This window comes from Agarivorans sp. D1326 (genome assembly GCF_056958115.1).
Map to the genome: position 1 here is coordinate 112,348 of NZ_JBTWEN010000007.1, position 20,243 is coordinate 132,590.

General features: G+C 43.6%; 15 protein-coding genes. 9 read left to right on the plus strand and 6 right to left on the minus strand.

The window, feature by feature from the left end:
* Positions 1 to 33: 33 nt before the first annotated feature.
* Positions 34 to 489 (minus strand): hypothetical protein, encoded by a 456-nt coding sequence (locus ACYFDN_RS14515; protein WP_221075332.1) that lies wholly within the window; start codon positions 487 to 489, stop codon positions 34 to 36.
* A gap of 217 nt (positions 490 to 706) precedes the next feature.
* On the opposite strand from ACYFDN_RS14515, the gene ACYFDN_RS14520 reads away from it, so the two are divergent.
* Positions 707 to 1,384, plus strand: a complete 678-nt coding sequence (locus ACYFDN_RS14520; protein WP_152785288.1) for a potassium channel family protein — start codon at positions 707 to 709, stop codon at positions 1,382 to 1,384.
* A gap of 60 nt (positions 1,385 to 1,444) precedes the next feature.
* On the opposite strand, the gene ACYFDN_RS14525 is transcribed toward ACYFDN_RS14520, so the two are convergent.
* From ACYFDN_RS14525 to rph, 3 genes are all read right to left on the minus strand, one after another.
* Positions 1,445 to 2,035 carry a hypothetical protein gene (locus ACYFDN_RS14525; RefSeq protein WP_483511693.1) on the minus strand — a complete coding sequence of 197 codons (591 nt, stop codon included), beginning with the start codon at positions 2,033 to 2,035 and terminating at the stop codon, positions 1,445 to 1,447.
* Positions 2,036 to 2,214: 179 nt separating this feature from the next.
* The gene (gene pyrE, locus ACYFDN_RS14530) at positions 2,215 to 2,859 is read right to left on the minus strand and encodes an orotate phosphoribosyltransferase (RefSeq protein ID WP_472589578.1); all 645 of its coding nucleotides are present in this window, start codon (positions 2,857 to 2,859) and stop codon (positions 2,215 to 2,217) included.
* A 13-nt stretch (positions 2,860 to 2,872) separates the two neighbouring features.
* Positions 2,873 to 3,589: a ribonuclease PH gene (gene rph / locus ACYFDN_RS14535; RefSeq protein ID WP_152785282.1), complete on the minus strand. Its 717-nt coding sequence runs from the start codon at positions 3,587 to 3,589 to the stop codon at positions 2,873 to 2,875.
* A gap of 126 nt (positions 3,590 to 3,715) precedes the next feature.
* Between rph and ACYFDN_RS14540 the strand changes: the two genes are divergently transcribed.
* From ACYFDN_RS14540 to ACYFDN_RS14560, 5 genes are all read left to right on the plus strand, one after another.
* A complete protein-coding gene (locus ACYFDN_RS14540) occupies positions 3,716 to 4,576 on the plus strand; it encodes a YicC/YloC family endoribonuclease (RefSeq protein WP_483511694.1) in 861 nt (286 codons plus the stop codon).
* Between the two features lie 835 nt (positions 4,577 to 5,411).
* Entirely contained in the window at positions 5,412 to 5,639 is a 228-nt protein-coding gene (locus tag ACYFDN_RS14545; protein ID WP_483511695.1) for a hypothetical protein, read from the plus strand.
* A 15-nt stretch (positions 5,640 to 5,654) separates the two neighbouring features.
* A complete protein-coding gene (locus ACYFDN_RS14550; protein WP_483511696.1) occupies positions 5,655 to 7,595 on the plus strand; it encodes a hypothetical protein in 1,941 nt (646 codons plus the stop codon).
* Positions 7,596 to 7,597: 2 nt separating this feature from the next.
* Positions 7,598 to 8,419 (plus strand): hypothetical protein, encoded by an 822-nt coding sequence (locus ACYFDN_RS14555; protein WP_483511697.1) that lies wholly within the window; start codon positions 7,598 to 7,600, stop codon positions 8,417 to 8,419.
* Between the two features lie 4 nt (positions 8,420 to 8,423).
* Positions 8,424 to 9,209, plus strand: a complete 786-nt coding sequence (locus ACYFDN_RS14560) for a DUF6339 family protein (protein ID WP_483511698.1) — start codon at positions 8,424 to 8,426, stop codon at positions 9,207 to 9,209.
* A 13-nt stretch (positions 9,210 to 9,222) separates the two neighbouring features.
* Here ACYFDN_RS14560 and ACYFDN_RS14565 read toward each other — a convergent pair whose 3' ends face one another.
* Entirely contained in the window at positions 9,223 to 10,782 is a 1,560-nt protein-coding gene (locus tag ACYFDN_RS14565; RefSeq protein ID WP_483511700.1) for a DNA cytosine methyltransferase, read from the minus strand.
* A gap of 169 nt (positions 10,783 to 10,951) precedes the next feature.
* Between ACYFDN_RS14565 and ACYFDN_RS14570 the strand changes: the two genes are divergently transcribed.
* Both ACYFDN_RS14570 and ACYFDN_RS14575 read left to right on the plus strand, forming a co-directional pair.
* The gene (locus tag ACYFDN_RS14570; RefSeq protein ID WP_483511701.1) at positions 10,952 to 11,164 is read left to right on the plus strand and encodes a hypothetical protein; all 213 of its coding nucleotides are present in this window, start codon (positions 10,952 to 10,954) and stop codon (positions 11,162 to 11,164) included.
* A 142-nt stretch (positions 11,165 to 11,306) separates the two neighbouring features.
* Positions 11,307 to 11,666 carry a DUF6172 family protein gene (locus ACYFDN_RS14575; RefSeq protein ID WP_483511702.1) on the plus strand — a complete coding sequence of 120 codons (360 nt, stop codon included), beginning with the start codon at positions 11,307 to 11,309 and terminating at the stop codon, positions 11,664 to 11,666.
* Between the two features lie 135 nt (positions 11,667 to 11,801).
* Here ACYFDN_RS14575 and pulA read toward each other — a convergent pair whose 3' ends face one another.
* Positions 11,802 to 18,995 (minus strand): pullulanase-type alpha-1,6-glucosidase, encoded by a 7,194-nt coding sequence (gene pulA, locus ACYFDN_RS14580; protein WP_483511704.1) that lies wholly within the window; start codon positions 18,993 to 18,995, stop codon positions 11,802 to 11,804.
* 366 nt (positions 18,996 to 19,361) lie between these two features.
* Here pulA and ACYFDN_RS14585 point away from each other — a divergent pair, with 366 nt between their 5' ends.
* Entirely contained in the window at positions 19,362 to 20,129 is a 768-nt protein-coding gene (locus ACYFDN_RS14585; protein WP_483511706.1) for an endonuclease, read from the plus strand.
* Positions 20,130 to 20,243: the final 114 nt, after the last annotated feature.

Below are 20,243 nucleotides of genomic sequence, written 5' to 3' on the forward strand. Positions count from 1 at the left end.
CCTAGGCTGTGCTTTTTTGTGCCCTACATTTGGCTAAATATCATCTAACCTATGAGTGGCATGCACCATTTGCTGTTGGCGTTTTTCTTGGTGTTCAATCAAGTTAGCTAAAAACTGCCTCGCCCCTAACATGGTTAACTCATCTTTAGCTAAGCGTAATAAGCTTAAAGACTGCTCACTAAGCTCCAAGGCCAAATTGCTTACATCATCACTGCTAATATCGGCTGGTTGACTCAGCTTAGCCATATAGTCCAATAAATCTTTTTCCACGCGAATGTCGGTCCAAGTCTCTAACAACTCAGGTTTGGCCTGGCTAATAAAATCCTGTAAATGCTCGGCATTTTCTCGCTCTTGATGCTGCAGGTAAGCCAGTAACATGCGCACTCGCTCTGCATCGCTATTTAACTCCAAGCGCCGATATAGGGCCATCATTGCTTCGCGGCACGATACAAAGTGTTCTAGCAGCAGTTTTAGTTGATTAAATCGCATATCTGCTCTCCCGTGTAACTGGTGATAATTACAGTGTAGAAGCTAGCTTTTCATCTGTTTTCGCTAAGCAATCTTGGCTTGATTTACATCAAAATGAACACTCAATAAACTGCATAGTTGCGAGCTATCGCAAGCTTTTGTCAGCAATAGAATAAGTAAGCAGTTCGTCAGCAAATTTGCTAAATTATTAACTAAACCATTGAATTAGGTTAGCTACATGAAAAAGCTCATGGATTGGAGCGAAAAGAACAACTTCTACTTTCTTACCATTGCTTTGGTGGGTTATATCTTTCTCGCCGCTTGCTTAGATCAATTCTGGCAAGGAGACGGTTTTAGGTTTTTACAAATAGCCATGGTACTGGTGCTAGCCGCTGGAGTGTGGCAGGCCAAAGGCAAGCGCTTATGGTATGTAACGGGCATCGGCTTCTTATTCACCACCTCGGTACTGGCTTTTTTTAGTTATTGGTTTGAAGCAGAAGGTTTAGTGAGTTTATACCTCACCATTGTGTTCTGTTATTTGGTATTAACTACCTGGACAGCTTTGAAACAGGTGCTATTTACCGGCCACATAGATAGCAATAAAATTGTTGGCGCAATCTGTATCTTTTTGTTGATAGGCCTAGGCTGGGCGCATTTATATACCATTTTAAACTTTTGGTTAAACGACGCATTTAACGGGGTGCCTAAAGAGCATTGGAGCACCCAAATGACCGACTTCATCTACTTTAGCTTTGTTACGCTAACCACCCTAGGATACGGCGAAATCACCCCTAATACGCCTATCTCCCGCTTTTTCACTTTTAGTGAAGCAGTGTTTGGCCAGTTCTACATGGCAATATTGGTAGCAAGCTTAGTGGGCGCAAGAATGTCGGAGCGCGAGAGCGAACGAGATTAGCAAAACCAAGGCTGCTTAGGCAGAGACTAAACAGCCTTTAAGCAGCCAATAAGTCAGTGGCTAGTTTTGTTTGGAGGCTATCATCATCGCAACAACACGCAGCGATAATGCCACCAGCATAAGAACGCTAGGCCCGCTTACCCCCTGCGCTTTAAGCAAAGTGGTATTATTTTGAATCACCATGGTATTGCTGGTATTTGCAGCAGTAGACGCGCTTTTAGCCAAACTTTCTAAAGAGTTTAACAACTGTTCATAAGAGCTAACCTCACCGGCTAACATATCCATCAACTCATAAGCTTTTTTGTCTTTAAACGGAGATTTAACCGACTCATCTTTAAGCTGTTTTGCAATCTTCTTCATAGCGCTGTTCACAGCCTCTTCTAAGCCATTCATATTAGCCAATTTGCTATTGGTTGATTGCTTAGCGCTAAAACGATGCTGCGGCGCAGCCTGTTTTTGTTGAGCGTTGCCAAAGTGCTGCACATTACTTTTAGATGATTTAATGGTTTTACTTAAATGCGCTAATTTATCAGCAACCGCTTTCACTTTTTGCTCCCATTGAGCGTCGGTGTTACGGTTTTTAATCGCGGTTAAGGCGTTTGACACGAGCAGAGAGATTTGAGTTTTTGTGGCATTTAGTTCAACAGACATGAGACTTCCTTAGTTCTCTGAATTACATGCAAATATCCTAATTAGTGGGGTATTAAACCCCAAGCCACGCTACTCTATCTTTTAAAAACAAAACCATCAATACACTAATGACAATTAACGTATTTTAGGTACAAAAAAGCGACTTAACAAAGCCGCCTTAGGTTTAGATATTATAAATGCTAAGCAATACCGTACTTCTCACGGTAAGCGCTCACTGCCTCTAGTGCAGTTTGATTATCGCCTTGTTCTTCTAAGTAGGTGATTAAATCAGCCAACTTAACAATCGAAATAACCGTAGCGCTGTAATCGCGTTCAACTTCTTGAATTGCCGACAGCTCGCCTTTACCTTTCTCTTGGCGATCTAAGGCAATAAGCACGCCTGCTAACTCAGCGTTATGGACATTAATAATGTCCATAGATTCACGAATCGCCGTACCAGCAGTGATTACGTCATCCACCAACATCACTTTGCCAGCCAACTCAGAGCCAACCAAACTGCCGCCTTCGCCATGAGTTTTGGCTTCTTTGCGGTTAAAGCAGTAAGGCACATCTTTACCGTGGTGCTCATCTAAAGCAACCACGGTAGTGGTAGCAATAGGAATCCCTTTATACGCAGGGCCAAACACCAAATCATAGTCAATATTTGAGTCTTGTAGCGCCGCAGCGTAAAACTTGCCTAAACGGTTTAAATCGCGACCTGTGTTAAACAAACCAGCATTAAAGAAGTACGGGCTAGTTCGGCCAGACTTTAAGGTAAATTCGCCAAACTTTAATACGCCTTTGGCTAAAGCAAATTCAATAAACTCTCGTTGATAAGCTTTCATTTTTCTCTCTCAATTACTTAGCTAGGGCTTCGCGCTGGGCAATGTTAATTTGGCTAATACCCTCTTTAGCAAAGGCCAGCATTTCTAATAATTCTTCGTGGCTAAACGGTGCACCCTCTGCAGTGCCTTGCACTTCAATCATGTTGCCGTCTTCACACATAACAACGTTCATGTCGGTTTCGGCTACGCTGTCTTCGGTGTATTCAAGGTCACACACTACTTTGCCATCAACCACACCTACCGATACTGCAGCAATAAGCTGCTTAAGAGGGCTAACTTTTAGTTTCTTCTGCTCCATCATCCACCAAATGGCATCTTGCAAGGCTACGCAAGCACCAGTAATAGCCGCAGTACGCGTGCCGCCATCGGCTTGAATAACATCACAATCCACTACAATGGTGTATTCGCCCAGCGCTTCTAAATCAACCGCAGCGCGCAGTGAGCGACCAATTAAACGTTGGATTTCTTGAGTACGACCACTTTGCTTACCACGAGCAGCTTCGCGGCCCATACGGCTATGGGTAGAGCGCGGTAACATACCGTATTCAGCGGTAATCCAACCTTGGCCTTTACCTTTTAAGAAACGTGGCACACCATCGTCTACCGAGGCATTACATAGCACTTTAGTATCGCCAAACTCGACCAAAACAGAACCCTCGGCATGCGCCGTGTAGTTTCGAGTAATAGTAATTGGACGCATTTGTTCAACAGCTCTTCCGTTCGGACGCATGGTAATAACCCTGTAATTTAAAATTCGCGGCTATTATATAGGCTTTTATCGCACTTGGTCACGCCTAGACTGACTAAGCGCCCAATAGCCGCTATAATCGAGCAAATTTATTAAGGGCATTCAACTATGATCCACAGCATGACAGGCTACGCACGCCACCAACTTAAAGGCGATTGGGGCAGTGCAACATGGGAAATTCGCAGCGTAAACCAACGTTACCTAGAAACTTACTGGCGCATGCCAGAACAGTTTCGCTCCCTAGAGCCAGTGCTGCGTGACAAAATCCGCAAGGCCCTACAGCGCGGTAAAGTTGAATGTAATCTGCGCTTCGAGGCCGACCAAGCCAACCGTGGCGAACTGCAGCTAAATAAAGCCTTAGCCGAGCAACTTATTCAAAATGCCGAATGGGTACAGCAGCAAGCGGGCGGGCAAATTAACCCAGTAGACATACTGCGCTGGCCTGGCGTAATGGAAACTCCCGAGCAAGACGCTGACGCCATTAGCAAAGAGCTACTCGCAGGCTGGCAAGAAGCGCTAACGGCGTTTATCGAAAGCCGCGCCAGCGAAGGGGCAAATACCGCGGTAATGATTACCACCCGCCTTGATAAAATTACCGAGCAAGTGGCCTTTGTACGTGAGCAAATGCCAGCAGTGATGCAATGGCAGCGCGAGCGCTTAAAAACCCGCCTAGCCGATGTGATTGACGAGCTAGACCCGCAGCGCATCGAGCAAGAAATGATTATGGTAGCGCAAAAAATTGATGTGGCTGAAGAGCTAGACCGCCTAGATTCACACGTAAGTGAAACGCAAAAAATCCTTAAAAAAGGCGGCGCCTGCGGCCGACGCCTCGATTTTATGATGCAAGAGTTTAACCGCGAAGCGAATACCCTAGCGTCTAAATCGATTAACGCCGACATCACCCAAGCTGCGGTAGAGCTTAAGGTTTTAATCGAGCAAATGCGCGAGCAGATCCAAAACTTAGAGTAACTGCTAATTTAAAGCTCAAGCTCGACCTTTTGTAACTTGTTGGCTTAAAACAGCACGAATTTAGGCCAACAAATTAACACTTAGTAAATATCGTGCTCTTATCAGTGTCCCCCGCCAAGCAGCACCTCATCTTCGCAAATCTAACAATAGGCAAGTTTTACAAAAGCGTTCAGAAGATCGCTTAAATGTATTTAGAAAGACAATATCGATAGGCGCATTTCGATGAACAAAAAACGGTTTAAACAGAAGACTTGCAGTTAAGCGTAAGAAAACTAAGCCGCAAAGTGAGATCGTTAAGCGGTTATCTTGTGTTAAGAAGGCAGTGCCTTTGGCCGCCGCTTGGATTCTATGAAGCAGGCAAGAGAGCAAACTCAAGATTCAGAGTAATCATATTCTTAAAACTAAAAAGGGCAAATAAGTTAAGCACTTACAGTGCACTCGCGATTTAAAAATGACTCTATAGCGTTTATGCTTCATAGTACAAAATCCTTCCACCCCTTGAAGCCTAATCGCATTAACACAGACACTAGCCGAAAGCACTAGGGCTAAATGCTCTATAGGAATCTGGAAGAGGCTAGGATAATGGATAGATACCGCTACTTTAAAAATGAATTAAAGTACTTTATTACAAGCCGATATGTTGAGATTTTTTGCATATTTACGAACCCTGTGACTAAAAAAATCTAGCCATTACGACACTTCCAACCCACTAGATCAAACCAAAAACGATACATTTTTACGTATATATGAAAAATGTACTTCCAAAATGTTGACAAAAAACAGATATAATATGTACTCTTGGAATATATAATCAATAAAAGTGCAGGGTAATCAAATGGCACGTGAAAAAGATAGAGCCAAGTTCGTTGAACTTGCAGAAAAAAGAGTGTCTAAGACATTAAAAGATATAAAGTTGATTGGTAATCTCTCTAACAAGAGCAACTATGATTATAGTGACCAAGACGTAAAAAAAATCTATTCGACGCTAAAAAAGTCGCTGGAAGAAATGAAAGCTAGATTTGATTCTAAAGGTAGCAGTGATGATGAAATTTTTAAGCTTTAATAAGGAACTATAGATATGCCTAACTGGTACTTTCCTCCTTTATGGGGTGGTGAGAGAAAAGGACTTAATGATGGGGGAATAGTCCAATTTAGTCATAAGAAATCTCTTGCTAGAGAAACAGCTCAAAATATGGGAGATAACCCTGATGACTCGGGAAAACCTGTTATTGCAACATTTGAACTAGTAAAGCTATCTACATCTTCTTTCCCAGGAAGAGATGAGCTATTTTCTATTTTTGAACAGTGCGCTAAGCATGTAAAGAATGGAACAGCTAATGAGGCTTCATTTTTTAAAACAGGTTTAGATATTTTAGAGCAACCAACTATAAACTTCTTAAAGATAAGTGATGAAAATACCACAGGATTAGTCGGAAGCGACTCTGATGACACAAAATCATTTTATAAACTAATTCGTTTATCAGGTTCAAGTTCTGAGCAGGCTAATGTAGGTGGAACATATGGAATTGGACAAAGGGCTCCGTTTGCACACTCACCATTAAGGACTATTTTTTATTCATCGAAGACTGAGGAAGGTAACGTTTTTGTTGGTAAATCAATTTTGGCTACATTTCCAGATCCATCAACTGGTGCAGAAAGCCAAAATATTGGTTGGTGGTGCACCCCTATAAATGAAGGACAAGATTGGGAAGCTTGTCGTGATGACTCTAATATTCCGAAGGAATTTCAAAGAGATAAAGTTGGAACTGATATATGGGTATCGGGATACCACGAAGAAAATTGGAATGAGACTATTCGGCATTCGATATTAGAGCACTTTTTTGCTGCAATTCAAAATAAGCAATTAATTGTACAAATTAAAAATGATGGCCATATATCAACAAGAATTGATCATAATAATTTGGAAAAACAAATTTCTTTAGCCGCCGATGAAGACTCTAGTAAAAACAGCAGACGTGAGCATATGAAAAGCCTTGGTGCTACTGTCTATTTTCATAAAGCACTGACTAACCCTGTAAACGGAAAACCATTTGAGGAAATAATCCCTAAAATTGGTAAAGTTGAATTTTATGTATATCGAGATGCTAAAAATCAAGATATGCCTAATAGGTGGGCCACGATGAGAAGCCCCCGAATTATTGTTCAGCACTTTGGCAGTGGTTTATTAAATGGGTTTGCAGGAGTCCTAATTTGTGACAATAAATTAGGTAATAAGTACTTAGCTCAGTTAGAAGATGCAACTCATGAAAAGTGGAGTGAAGAACAAACTCGAAATTGGTCAGATGAACAAAAAAAAGAAGCTAAGAAAGTACTGAGCGATATAAATAAATTTGTAAAAGAGACTTTGAAAGACATTAGAGGAATGGACTTAAATGACCAAGAAGACGTGCCATTTCTAGGTAATTATTTACCGGCTGAAATTGAAGATGTAGAAGAAAATCAGGATGGTAATATTTTCCCAAGCAATGAACAAGTGGACATTGAAACTGGCTCCAAAGTAACCAAACCATTCAATGATATAATATCAAGCAAGACTGTGAAGCAGAAGCCACCAGGTGCACGAGTAGAAGATACGACCTCTTTAAAGAAGAAAAAGAAGAAAAAGAAGAAATCTAAGTTTGGAATAGGTTCACGTGGAGAAAAGATAGTAGGAAGTGAATCAAGCAGTTCAGATAATACAAGAGAAAAAGGAGAAGGTAGGCCCCCAAAAAACCTATCTATCAACGAGATTGAGTTTAGAAGCTTTAAAAGCAACGACGAATATAAGCTAATAATCAAATCGAAAAAAGCGCTAAATGGGGATCTAATCCTAAATGCTGTTGGTGAAGATAACAGCTATTCAATTAATGTGTTAAGCGCAAAAGATGAAAACTCAGGTCAGTCTTTTAAAATTTCAGGTTCTAAAATTCAGGGGATTTCATTAGAACCAGATGTTAGAAAGGTGGTTAATGTTGTATTAGATGGACCTGAAGAGCTTTGCTTAACAGTTGGAGGTTAATTTTGGCTAGCAATATTTATTCATATCCATATCCAGTCCTAGGAAATAGAGATGACATCGATGCAGATATTATCGATTGTGATTTAGATAGTAAGGCCGTCGAAAACCGTTTGATTTTAAAACTACCTGAATTAAAGATCACACACCCAGATATATCTGAATTCATTAAAAATGGTAAAGCTGCATGGCTCATCAGGATAATGTGCTCAAGAACTTACTTCAGAGTTATCGATATAGTAAGTAGTCAAGCATGGGAAAAAATCTTTGATAGCTCTAACCTTGAAGGCGAGGTAAATCTAGATGTATCTATAATAGCCATGAAAGATATTGAAAATTATTCGCCTAAATTCATGAATGAAGACTATGGAAACCAGCAGTTTTTTGTTGAAAACAGAAGTGTTTTAGCTATTGGACCTTCTTTTAAAGTTCAAATAGATAAGCAGTTTGATCCGCTTAAAGCCCCTATGTCCTCATTTATCCGTATTATGCCTGGAGAGTTCCAATCAGGGCCATGCGAAATAACTCTTGATGATGATTTAATATATGTAGAGTTATCCAAGCAAGACTGGAATGGATATGCCGGTATTAAAGATAGAGCTTATAGCGTACTTCATAGTTCACTAATATTTCCAGTGCTCGCGGAAGCTATCCGTGAAATAGAAAAACATAATGACTCTATGTGGTCTTCAAGACTACAAGCACTCATTGCCGAAAAGAAACTAGATATTGATAAGCCGTTTGAAACAGCACAATTTCTTTTAGATTCCCCTATTGAGCGAACGTTTAAAAATCTCAATTCGGTATTAGATAACTTAAAGGAATAGTACAATGGCTAAATTAAAAATTTTTTCCAATGACTTAATTACCGAGCTAAAGCAAAAACTTATAAATAAAGAGTATATTGAAGAAAAATATTCTATAAACAGTAATGCACTTGAAATAGATGATCGACGGTTACTAGTTACCCAAATTAATATAACAGACTTGCCGCCAAGTTTGAGCGTTAATGAGAAAAAGACTGATAATGAAGCAGATAATGCTATCGCATTATATTCATATATTGGAGAACTAAATCCCACACAAGCCGCAGATATGAGGCTTTGGGCTACATTAGCCCATAGAGAGTTTTGGAAATATTGCTTATACAGGTGGAATAGCGACAATAAAACTGACAGGTATGTTTTAGAGCACTGGTTTGATAGTAGAAAGGGAGGTTTGGCTGCATTGAGAAGAAATGCCATATCTAGGCTTTGGTGGGCAGCTCACTTGACAGTTGCACCATGGGAGAAAGACGCTGAATTAGCAGTATATAAAGTAAGTGATAGGTTTGTTTTTACGAGAGTACTATTGTCCCAACAACAAATTTTTCAAGATGTTATGGAGCGCTTATTTGGAAGTAACTTGAGGTTAAGAATATGTTGGCTGCATGCCTTATCTCAACATATTCCTAATGTTTCAAATAAAGATGATTTATCCAAAATAATCGCTAAAAATTTAAGCATCATAATAAAAACAAAACAATTAGAAGCTTTGAACGTATTAGAGTTAAATGAATTATTTAGCAACTTGATAGTTAAATGTATAAGTTCACTTAAAAGTAAAGGAAACAATTAGAACAGAGTAAAGTTCAGGACAATAAACCCGTCACTAATATACCGATCTGCTGAGCTAAGTACGGTGGTACAGCATTCCCTACCTGTACATATTGTTGTGTTCTGTTCCCTTCGAATATGTAATTGTCCGGAAATGTCTGTAGTCGTGCAGCTTCTCGTACAGTTAAGCTTCTGCACTGCTGAGGATCATAATGGATAAAGTAGTGGCCATCTTTTGAGATATGGCTGGTTACTGTTGTAGAGCACTTATTCGCAGCTTGGGTTCTAAAACGATCTGCATGAGTTCCTGACGTCCAGTTTTCATGCGCTGGTGCTAACTCAGCAGGAAAATCTCGTGCTTTGGGCGATATCCCTCCACTTAATTCGGTAAATGCTGCACTAAAAGCATAACGGAGCAAGTCGCTTTCCATATGGCCGCGAGTTTCATGGTTAAGCACGCAAGTTGGTTCATTGTTGCGATACCACTGAATCAAATGGTCAGGCATGAGTTCTGGTTGGTTAATCGGCTGAGTAGCTTTTCTGGGTAACTGTTTAATCGGTTTAAGATCTAAGTATTTTGCTTGCTCAAATTGCTTTTTAAGCAACCTTTTTATTAGTGTTCCATTTTTAGAAACGGCTTTTTGCCACTCTTGAACTTCATCTTTTCGCTTAGAAAAACCACTTCTCAATTTAGGCAAATCAGATAAAACTTGCTCTACTGTCGTTTGCCTTTCTCTGCGCGCAAGTGTCCCTGGAGCTCCTTTAACGTCAGCACGAACACCCAACAAGATCACGCGGTGCCGAGCTTGAGGAACACCATAGTTCTCAGCTTTAATTAAAAAGTCCGTAGGGTCGTCGTATGTAGGATTATTTACGTTTTCAGTGTCTACCACTAAGGAAAAAACTTTATACCTAGGGGTAGCAATTTTTGTGATTCGCCCCGGAGCTCGCAAGTCTTTCAAAATACGGGGAAACATCACTTCCCCATCAATTTTCGTAGACAATATGCCTCGTACGTTTTCCATTATAAAAACGTCTGGTTGAGCAATAGAGAGTACTTTTAAGTACTCTTTGTATAAGAAATTACGGTGATCTTTTTCCGCCTTATAGCCTTTGATACCAGCATTGCGGGAACGACCAGCCATAGAATATGCTTGGCAAGGCGGACCACCAATTACTACCTTAGGGCGGTCGCCATGGGCTTCTACTAATTGTTTAATTCGAGAGTGGATCTCTTGGTTATCTTCACCTAAAGCATGAGGAGTGGATAAGGTTTCTTGTTGAGCTTCATTGGCTTGTAGTGGAAATAACTCGAAAAGCTCTTCACGTGTTAACTCGCCGTTTAAGTAAGCGTTATAACTCGCTAGACCACTCTCAAGATCTTGAATTTTTCTGTAGAAAGCTCTTGTTGTTAAGGTCTTGTGGGCTGACGGTTCTTTTTCAATAGAAACACCAATTTTAAACGGCTTATTACCATTTCCATCAACAACTGATGATATGCCCTCACCAAGCCCACCAGGCCCGGCGAATAGGTCGATTACAAGAACTTCACCTGTTTTCATTTTTCCACAGCTACCAATAAAAAAGCTTGGCAATCATACCAGGCAATCCTTAAAAAATGTAACTATATTGCCACTTCCTAGTATCGAGCAGTGCATAGCAATATAAGCATATATCTATTCACTGTACTCATGTGACTCATAGTCGGTGGACTATCACCTTTTGCTCGCTAGATAATAACAACAGTAAACCGGAGGATTGAGCATGATAGAAGACAGCTACCCAGAGTTAAGCTTTGAAGATACATATAAGGGATACACTTTTTTCATAGAGAATAACGCTGACCAATATCGCGGCGGTTGCGAATACTCAGTGGTTAAAGGTAACAACGAGCTTGAATGCGGCTTGGTATTCTCGCTTGAAGAGGGTGTAAAGGAAGCTAAAGTATTTATTGATTCGCTAGGAGTTACTAGCTAGCTCTAAAGCTATATACATCAGTTACGTTCAATACTTTGTTTGCGATGTTTTGCCAATCTTTCTCGATTAAACCTTGCTCTATAGCCTAGAATCATTACAGTGTGCCTCCCTTTGCTACTTTCGGCAGTTTTCTAGGATTATTATGAAAAAGACTTATCCGCTTACTCACCCCAAGCTTAAATTGGCGCGCATTGTTGAAGCCGCTAAGTATGATGCTAAAAAATATATTCGCCGCGAGAAGAACAAAACCTTGCCTGCCGGTGCCGATTTTTGGGCCTTTGATTGTAAGTACGGGCCTACTCAAGAAGAAGCAGAAGAGATCCACGTTTCGCAAATTAATGCTTGTATGGATAAAGCCGAGCAGCAGCAATTGCCATCGTTTTACTTAGAGATTATGGCAAAACCCGCCAATCGCCCAGAAAGGCCAGATGTGGAAGAATCGTCAGACCTTGACGATATCATCGCTAGCGCAGAGCAAGAAATAGATAAAGACGCCGAGTAAAATTTGGCTCTCTAGAAAACGGAAATGCGGTGTTTAGTGCTTATATACGGTTAAACACAGACGCTGATACCACTGCAGTTGTTGCAAATAAAAAAGCCGCTTAAAAGCGGCTTTTTAGTTTTTACATGCTAAGCACTAACGCACTGTTAGGCTTATTGCCGTTGGGTCGGAGGCATCTAACACAAAGTCATAGCTACCTGCCGCTGCTGGGGTAAAGCTTAAGTTTGCTCCACCGTCGAACAGTTGCAGCGGTAACTCTGGGTTTACCAGAGTCTCGGTACCACCACCGAGGTTAATGCTAGTCCAATCTGGATCGGCTAACTTGAACAAGTAAGTTTGCGCGTCCAGTTGCACCGTAATCTCGTATTTACCGCTACCGTGATAAAGCATTTGGCTATCTGGGCCTGCGGCCCAGCCATTCATATCACCACGCAGGTAAACCGGTGTATATTGGTAAGGAGCATAAGCTAGATCAGCTTCTACAATCAGTACCGGATTAGCAGGGTCATCGGCTTGTAAAATAAACACTAATGGAGTGGCTTCTTCAAGTGTAATACTTAGGTTACCACCGCCAGAAGCAAGTGTTTTAAAGCTTGCAGCCTCTAGCTCAGCGCCATCTACGCCCGCACCAAAGTTGAGATTTGCCCAATTAGCATCAGCTAACTTGAACTCAGTGGTTCCAGCAGGGAAGGTCACGCTAACATCGTAGGTATCTGCACCTTTAAATTCAAAGGCGAGGCTAGTATCCCAGCCATTCAAATCTCCGCGTAGATATACGGTTTCGCTGTAAGGCTGAGCAGGCTCTTCGCCACCCACTAATAGGAACTTAGCTTCAAATGGCGCTAGCTCTATCTCAACAATTCCAGCAGCAAATGCGTATTGCTCATTGCTTTGCAGATCTTGGAAAGTATTGTGATTACCCAATCCCATGTACTCAGGTGGCAATACTGCCAATTGAGTTGTCGCGGTCATGTTAGCAATATAGAGAACTTGCTGTTCACCTAGACTCTTCATATCGGCGTATAGTTCGCCAACGCTCAACACACTCAGGCGTTCACCTTGGCTAAGCGCAGGATAATTAGCGCGAAGCTGCATAAGTTCGGCGATATAGTCGCGAAGCTCAGCTTGTTGGGCATTAGCGGTGAAAGCTTCACCGCCTTGCTCGCTGGCTAATCCTTCCACTTTACCGCTAGAACGAGATACGTGGTCATCACACAAACCTGCAATTGCTCCAACGCCGCCGTCACTCGCACAATCTAACCTTTCTGCAAAATTAGCCACTTCATCACCAATCTCATCACCGTAATACAAGGTAATAGGGCCAGTGTACGCAGCTAAGAAGGCGTAAGCCGCTTTGTGACGTTGCCAGTACTCGGCATCACTAGGCTCGGCAATACCAGCACGTTGCAGTAAATCGCCAAAGCGAACTACATCGTGGTTGGTAATCATTAAGTTAGGGATGGCGTGCTCTGGGTATACTGCATGGGTATCAAATATACCTGCAAGTGTAGAGGCATCGGTAAAGAAGAAGCCATCTTCTTGAGCGGCAAAGTTTTGCACTACGCGGTAACGACCAGGGAAGTCGAAGGCGCTACATAAACCGTGTTGCTCATTGGTTCCGTAGCCGGTTTCGGCAATTTGGTCTTCGCCTGACCAGATTTCGGCAACCATGTAACCCAGTGGGTTAACGGTTTCGCCATTCATCTGGTAGCTTACGCCTTGCGAAGCTTCAGCCACCGCTTGGCGGATCTCGCCCCACGCACCTACCGGTACTTGATAGGCTTGGTCTAAGCGCCAGCCATCAATTTTTAGCTCTTCGATCCAGAACTTGGCGACTTCTTTAAAGAAGGCTAAATCTTCTGGATACTCAGATCGGCGGCCAAGGCTACCTTGTGCAGGCCCTGTTTCGGTAACTGCTAGGCCGTTTGGCGATGCGTAGTCTTGAGCATTTGATTTAAAGTGACCAAATACACCATCGAAGAATACATACATGCCGCGGGCGTGAGCTTCATCAACCAAGGTTTTAGCTAACTGCATATCACCAAAATTAGGGTCGATATTGAAGTAGTTGGTAGCAAAGTAACCCGTTGCATCTAAGCGATCTATCCAGTGCTCTTGGCCATCAACCGCTACTGTCTCAAACACAGGCGTGAGCCAAACGGCATTCATACCTAGTGATTGAATGTAATCTAGCGAGTCGATAATGCCTTGCAAGTCACCTTTGTGATGGCTGCTGCCATAACCAGTGCCATAATCTGCATTACTGTCACCGTCGATAAAGGCTTCGGTCATTACTTGGTAAATCCGCAAGTCGTTGAACTTAGCTTGGTCTTCGACAGCACATTGGAAAGCAAGATAGTCATACTCTGGCTCTTCGCTATAACCTTGGAACGCTAGTTGGCGAGTAGCATATTCGCGACCATCGGCAATAACCGCAACAGCACGCTCAGGGTAGTTAGTGAGGTTGAGTTGTAAATCAGCCTCTACAACTTTGTTTAACGCGCCATCACGAATGATGTAGTTGAAACAACCGTCTAGTGTGGCTAAGTCTACTTCCCAGTATGGGCCGTATTCATCAACACCCGCGGGTGCGATGCTTTGATCGGCCCAGTCTAGTGTCATGCTTGGATCTGCTGCGCTACAGCTGGCATCATTCCAAATGTACAGTGACCAGCTAGCGTATTTAGTTGCAGGGGCAGCCACTGGCGACTCGGCATCAACAAAGCTAATTACCGCTTTTCCATCGGCCACTACTGGCTCTGGGATCTCGGTTTTAACCGTGCCAATTTCACACACATTTAAAGTGGCTTGGTCACCCGATACATCTAGATTAAAGGCGTAACGACCTTCACTAAGAGTAATGCTGTTATTGCTTAAGCCTGCGTCACCACTTACTGCAAGGTACTCAACATCGGTTTCAAGCTCAATCAAGCTGTCATCTTCCACCACAAAATACTGGGTGCCCCAATCGTCGGTGGCCAGCTTGAACATGAAGGTGCCGCTAAAGTCAGCCACCGCCTGATAAATACCATTACCTTTATGACTAAAGGCGTAGGCTGCGTCCCAAGCCCAATCGGAGTTTTCACCACGAATGGCTAAGGCTTCAGCAAGTGGACCGTCTTCCGCCACGGTAGCTAGCTCGCTACACACTGCGCCAACATCTGCAAAACTTACCGATAGACTAGGTGCTGCAATATCAGACGCATTAAGCGTAAAGGTATAATCTGAGCTTGTAGCTATGCTCAAGCTTAGGTTGTCGTTGCTACCCGGCTGCAGGGTTACGCTTTCGCCACCAGCCGCTAAAGCTAAACCACCGCCCAAGTTAACCGTACTCCAATCGGCACTGGCTAACTTAAAGCCATAATCACCCGCAGCAAGATTAACGGTTTGACTGTAAATACCACTGCCAATGTAGCTAAATGGTAAGCTCTCGTCCCAACCATTCATGTCACCGCGCAGTAATACCGCGGTATCGCCATAGGGTGCTTCTTCAACTTGGGAAGTAATGCTTACCGTTGCGATGCTTGGGTCAGCCTTGTCTACAGCAAAGCTAATCAAGTATTGGCCATCTTCTGCAATGGTCACACTTAGGTTGTCAGCACCGGTAACAATTGGCAACGAACCTTGAGCAACCACAGCACTAAAGCCACCGTAGTTAACCCCTTGCCCGCCCCAATCTGCATCGGCAAATTTGAACTCGTAGCTGCCCGCCACTAAGTCAGCTAATGCACTGTATTCACCGTCATAGACGTACTCTAGTGGATTGTCGGTAGACCAGCCATTCATGCCTCCACGCAGGTACACCACGGTGTCACCAAAGGTAGGTTGGGCTGGGTCGTACTTATCAGTAACCGGAATACCCACTCCTTGCTCATTACCTTGCGGCAGAACAAATACTACTGTGCTGTAGGCGGGTACGTTAATCGCGGTGCCGTTAACACTTGCCGAGGCTAGTACAGCATCAACAGACTGTACCTGACTAGGATGTAGCTCTAAACCAGCAATGCCAGTATCAAAACCAAGCACTTCTGCGCCGGCGTTAAAGGCGATTAAGATAGCGTCGTAGTTAGCATCAAGATCTTCAAGGCCGGCACCGTCATTCACCGACATAAGAATTAGACCCGGCGTTTGCGCGCTACCGGTGTTGTGGTAATCCACACGAGTATTAATCGCATCGGCGCTGCCCAAACCAATTAATGGTGTGGCGTTACGCAGTGCTAGGTACTCGTTGAATACCGCTTTAGCTTGGGCAATATCACCAGCCGCTACGTCGGTACTTGGGTCTGCGATAATCTGGCCAATTAATGGGTAATTACCATCAAGACCATCTTTGCCGTAGCGTGGAAGCCCCATATTCCAGTTATTGTCTTGAGCAGTGAAATCTACCTTGTTGTACCAATCACCCGAGTCGTAGCTGTCTCGCTCCATAGATTTAGAACGAAGAACATCAGAGCCCATGTGAATAAATGGTACGCCTTGGCCTAATAGCGGGAAGCTCAAAGCAAAGCTTTGCGCACGCACACGATCGCTAGGGCTCATACCACTTGGCAATTTGTATTGGTTAATGTCCCACAGTGTTTGGTTGTCGTGCTTAGACACGTAAGACACAGCCTCTAAAGGAGAGGCTGTGTAACCAGCTGGTTGGCCGTTATAGTCAACTTCACTACCTGTAACCACTTGGTCATTGGCATCGATTAGCTTAAAGCTAGACAACAAGCCTGCCAGCTCTACCCGTGCTATGTCGGTATGCTGTAGCAATACTAGCTTGGTAGCATCATCACTGGCATTTAGCTCATTGGGATCATGGAACAAACCATTGGCTAAACCTTGAGAACCGCGAATCGCTTCGGCGCTATCAAATGGGCTGCCGCCACGAACTACGTCGCGCATCCGATCTGAGAATGACCCAATGCCGGTTCCCGCTAAGTTAAGCTGAGTTGCTTGAACAAAACGAGCATCGTTTTGTACTTCACCAAAATTCCAACCTTCACCGTAGAAGTAGTTGTCTGGATCTGCCGCTTTAACCGCCGCTAACGACTCTTCCATGGTCGCTAAAGGCTGATGACCCATGAGGTCAAAGCGGAAGGCATCGATGCCGTAATCACGCGTCCAAATAACCAAAGTGTCTTTCATTAACTTGGCCATCATGGCGTGTTCGGTGGCAGTATTGTCACAACAGGTAGAGGTTTCTACCGCACCAGTAATGGCATTGCGACGCTGGTAATAACCAGGAACCACTTTATCAAGCACCGATTTATCGTTTAGGCCAGAGGCATTAGTGTGGTTATACACCACATCCATAGCTACCCGTAAACCCATTTCGTGCACCGACTGCACCATGGCGCGGAATTCTTTAATTCGCGCAAAACCATCTGGGTTACTGGCATAGCTGCCTTCAGGTGCGCCAAAGTGGAATGGGTCGTAACCCCAGTTAAAGCCGTCTAACCAGCGTAATGAGTCAACAATGTCGTCGGCACATTGGGTGCTAGGGTCACAGGCTTCTAATAAGTCAGCAATCACTGCACCATTAGATTCAACGCCACACAAGGCATTGTCTGGCTGAATGCTACATAACTTGCCTACAGTGTCGCTAATTTCAACACGGCGAGCGTCATCTTCTTCAACGGTGGCGATGTCAAAAACAGGCAACAAGTGAAGGTGGGTAAGGCCAGCTTGTTTTAGCTCAGCAAGGTGCTGCATTGGCGCAGAATCTAGCTCCGTAAAGGCTAGGTACTTACCACGGTTTTCTTCACTAGTTGATAGATCATGAGCACTAAAGTCACGTACGTGGGCTTCGTAAATACTCATGTTAGTCATCGGCAGCTCGGGTACTACGTGAGAATCCCAACCGGCTGGCTTGGTTTTACGGTGCTCTAAATCAACAACTTGCGAATACAGAGAGTTAGTCGCCAAACTTAGCGAGTAGGGGTCGGTTACCTCTAGCGTTTCTACTTCACCAGAAGCTGGGTGATAAACCTCTACCACGTAGCGATAATATTGGCCGTGTTTAACTCGCGTATCAACCAACCAGGTACCTAAGTCAGCTTGCCACTCCATGGGATAAGCACGCTTGGCTTTTTTACGTTTGTTGTAAGTTTGCAGAGTTACCGATTGAGCCGTTGGTGCCCAAAGTTGGAATTGATAGCCTTTTTGACTAGGGCTTACGCCTAGCTGAACAGCATCATCATCGGCTGCGGCATATAAGCTATCTAACGCGCCAGCAAACTGCACCTCGGTAGTTTTATACACATAACCTTCGGCGGTAAGTGCCATCGCGACCACTTCGCCTTTCAGCAAGCTCTTTAGGTCTGCATCATCTGGTAGTTGATAAGCAGAGCTAAAGTCTAGGTGAGGGAAAGCGGCTTGCGCTTCATCACTCACTTGACCCGGCTCTAGCATCACCATTTGGTATGCGCCATCTACGGTGCCATTACTGTTAACCGTAAAGCTACCATCGGCAGATGAGTACAAACGTACATAATCTGCAGCAATAGCGTCTGACCACACCAAGGTATTTGCATCAACCAAGTGGGCCGAGGCATTAATAATGCCCAAACCAGGAGGGTTAGTACTCCAAGCCTCTTCTCGGCTATCAAATATCTGGCTATTGCCTTGAATAACGCTCACGCTGCGATCGGTGAACTGGTCAATAGAAATAGCTAAATCGGCATCAATTAACTTCGAGAGGCTGCCGTCACGAATAATCACGTTGGCACAGCCAGACTCTTTATTTAAGTCCGCTTCCCAGTAGGGACCATATTGATCATAACCTGCTGGTACCAGAGATTGATCGGCCCATTCGGCATTTAATGCCGACTCAGCAATGGCATCACAAGCAGCGTTGTTCCATAAATGAAGCGACCACGAGGCGTAATCCGCAGCAGCATCTTCACGAGTGGCCGCTGCTGGGTCAATATAGTTCAAACGCAGCTGATTTGGGCCAGCCAGTGCTAACTCAGTTGGCGGTGTAAGGTCAATGTTGGGGTTAGCAACAGGTGGAAAATGCGGCTCCCAAGGCTTGTCGACACAGGCAACAACAAGCTGCATGTAGTCTTGTTCGGCCATTACGTCTTGTTCGGGGGTAACCGTACAAGATTGCGTCATCGGCTCGTCAACAACCGCAACGGTAAAGGCTTGCTCCGCTGGTAATTTGGTTTTAAATACAAAAGGACCATCTTGAGTGATGGCCAATGGTTTTTTCTCGTTTAACTGTAGGCTTAACTTGCCGTTTAAGCCCTCTACTTCTCCGCCAACGTTATAACACGCCGTTAAGAGAAGCGATCCAGCCACTACTGCTGAATGCTTGGTCCACCCGCTGAATAAAATCATCTACAACATATCCTTGTTGTGTTTGGTTTGCTGCCAGTAAGTCTTCCTACTACTTAATGGGCTCTGGCAGATTAGCTGCCCTAACAAGGGCAAAACGGCACAAAGATAGTTCAGCCTGAATGAGATTTTTGTGACCTAGCGCGCCCTTTGAAACTTTGCAAAAAAGCCAGAAAATCAGCCAAATACGCCCAAGCTAGGCAGTGCCTGATAGAAAACGCTTTCAAAGCTAAGTAAGTTTTTTTACTTTTTTTATCAATAAATCCCCAGCAATCAAACAAAGCTGAACACAGTTATTGATAGTTAGCTGTACGTCCTAGCTGCATGCTAAGTTTTGGGCTGTTTTTTGTGGTTATTTATAAGATTAAGATGTACTTAAAAACAGCCCTATCTAGCCTAGTTAGCTATGCCTTATTGTTTGCCGTTTCTTCACCCTCTTTAGCGTTTGCTAATGGCAATCAAAGCATTGAGTCATTCACCACCGCCAAGCGGCTTTTATTGCAACAGGTATACGCGGAGCCAAGTACCCGTAAAACACTATATTGCGAAGCTAAGTTTGATGAGAATAAAAATGTTACGCTTAATTCTGGTTTTGCTACAGGCAAATATCTTAATCGATTAAGACGTTACGAGACCGAGCACGTTGTGCCAGCAGAGAACTTTGGCCGCAACTTTATTGAGTGGCGTGAAGGCCACCCCAAATGTGTCAACTCAAAAGGCAAAGCCTACAAGGGCAGGCGCTGTGCAGAAAAAACCAATGCAGAATACCGCTTAATGCAAGCCGACATGTACAACCTGTATCCGGCTATTGGCGCGGTAAATGCGGCGCGCTCTAATTACAACTTCACTATGTTAAGTACTCAGCAATCTAGTTTTGGTAGCTGCGATATGCGTATAGAGAAGCGTAAAGTACAGCCGCCGGAATCCGCGCGAGGGCCAATAGCACGCAGTTATTTATATATGGATGCCACCTATAGCCGATTTACCATGAGCAGCAGTCAACACAAGTTAATGCAAGCTTGGGACAAGCTTCATCCAGTTACCGCTCAAGAATGCCAAAGAGCCACGCTGATTGCGCAAACTCAACAAAATAACAATCCCATTTTGGCGTCGCGTTGTATAAATCTTGAGAACTAAAACCCTAAATTTGTGCTGTATATGGAATTTGCAAATAGAGATATTCTTATAATTGCGTAGTACAACCCTTTATAAAGCATGGATTTAGTGAATAATACCAAGGTAAAGTTTTTG

What these genes read in the sequence shown, in the direction of transcription:
- ACYFDN_RS14540 (WP_483511694.1), top strand. Translation starts at nt 3,716, where the DNA reads ATGATCCACAGCATGACAGGCTACGCACGCCACCAACTTAAAGGCGAT.
- ACYFDN_RS14520 (WP_152785288.1), top strand. Translation starts at nt 707, where the DNA reads ATGAAAAAGCTCATGGATTGGAGCGAAAAGAACAACTTCTACTTTCTT.
- ACYFDN_RS14575 (WP_483511702.1), top strand. Translation starts at nt 11,307, where the DNA reads ATGAAAAAGACTTATCCGCTTACTCACCCCAAGCTTAAATTGGCGCGC.
- ACYFDN_RS14515 (WP_221075332.1), bottom strand. Translation starts at nt 489, where the DNA reads ATGCGATTTAATCAACTAAAACTGCTGCTAGAACACTTTGTATCGTGC.
- ACYFDN_RS14570 (WP_483511701.1), top strand. Translation starts at nt 10,952, where the DNA reads ATGATAGAAGACAGCTACCCAGAGTTAAGCTTTGAAGATACATATAAG.
- rph (WP_152785282.1), bottom strand. Translation starts at nt 3,589, where the DNA reads ATGCGTCCGAACGGAAGAGCTGTTGAACAAATGCGTCCAATTACTATT.
- ACYFDN_RS14585 (WP_483511706.1), top strand. Translation starts at nt 19,362, where the DNA reads ATGTACTTAAAAACAGCCCTATCTAGCCTAGTTAGCTATGCCTTATTG.
- ACYFDN_RS14560 (WP_483511698.1), top strand. Translation starts at nt 8,424, where the DNA reads ATGGCTAAATTAAAAATTTTTTCCAATGACTTAATTACCGAGCTAAAG.
- ACYFDN_RS14525 (WP_483511693.1), bottom strand. Translation starts at nt 2,035, where the DNA reads ATGTCTGTTGAACTAAATGCCACAAAAACTCAAATCTCTCTGCTCGTG.
- pulA (WP_483511704.1), bottom strand. Translation starts at nt 18,995, where the DNA reads ATGATTTTATTCAGCGGGTGGACCAAGCATTCAGCAGTAGTGGCTGGA.
- ACYFDN_RS14550 (WP_483511696.1), top strand. Translation starts at nt 5,655, where the DNA reads ATGCCTAACTGGTACTTTCCTCCTTTATGGGGTGGTGAGAGAAAAGGA.
- ACYFDN_RS14545 (WP_483511695.1), top strand. Translation starts at nt 5,412, where the DNA reads ATGGCACGTGAAAAAGATAGAGCCAAGTTCGTTGAACTTGCAGAAAAA.
- pyrE (WP_472589578.1), bottom strand. Translation starts at nt 2,859, where the DNA reads ATGAAAGCTTATCAACGAGAGTTTATTGAATTTGCTTTAGCCAAAGGC.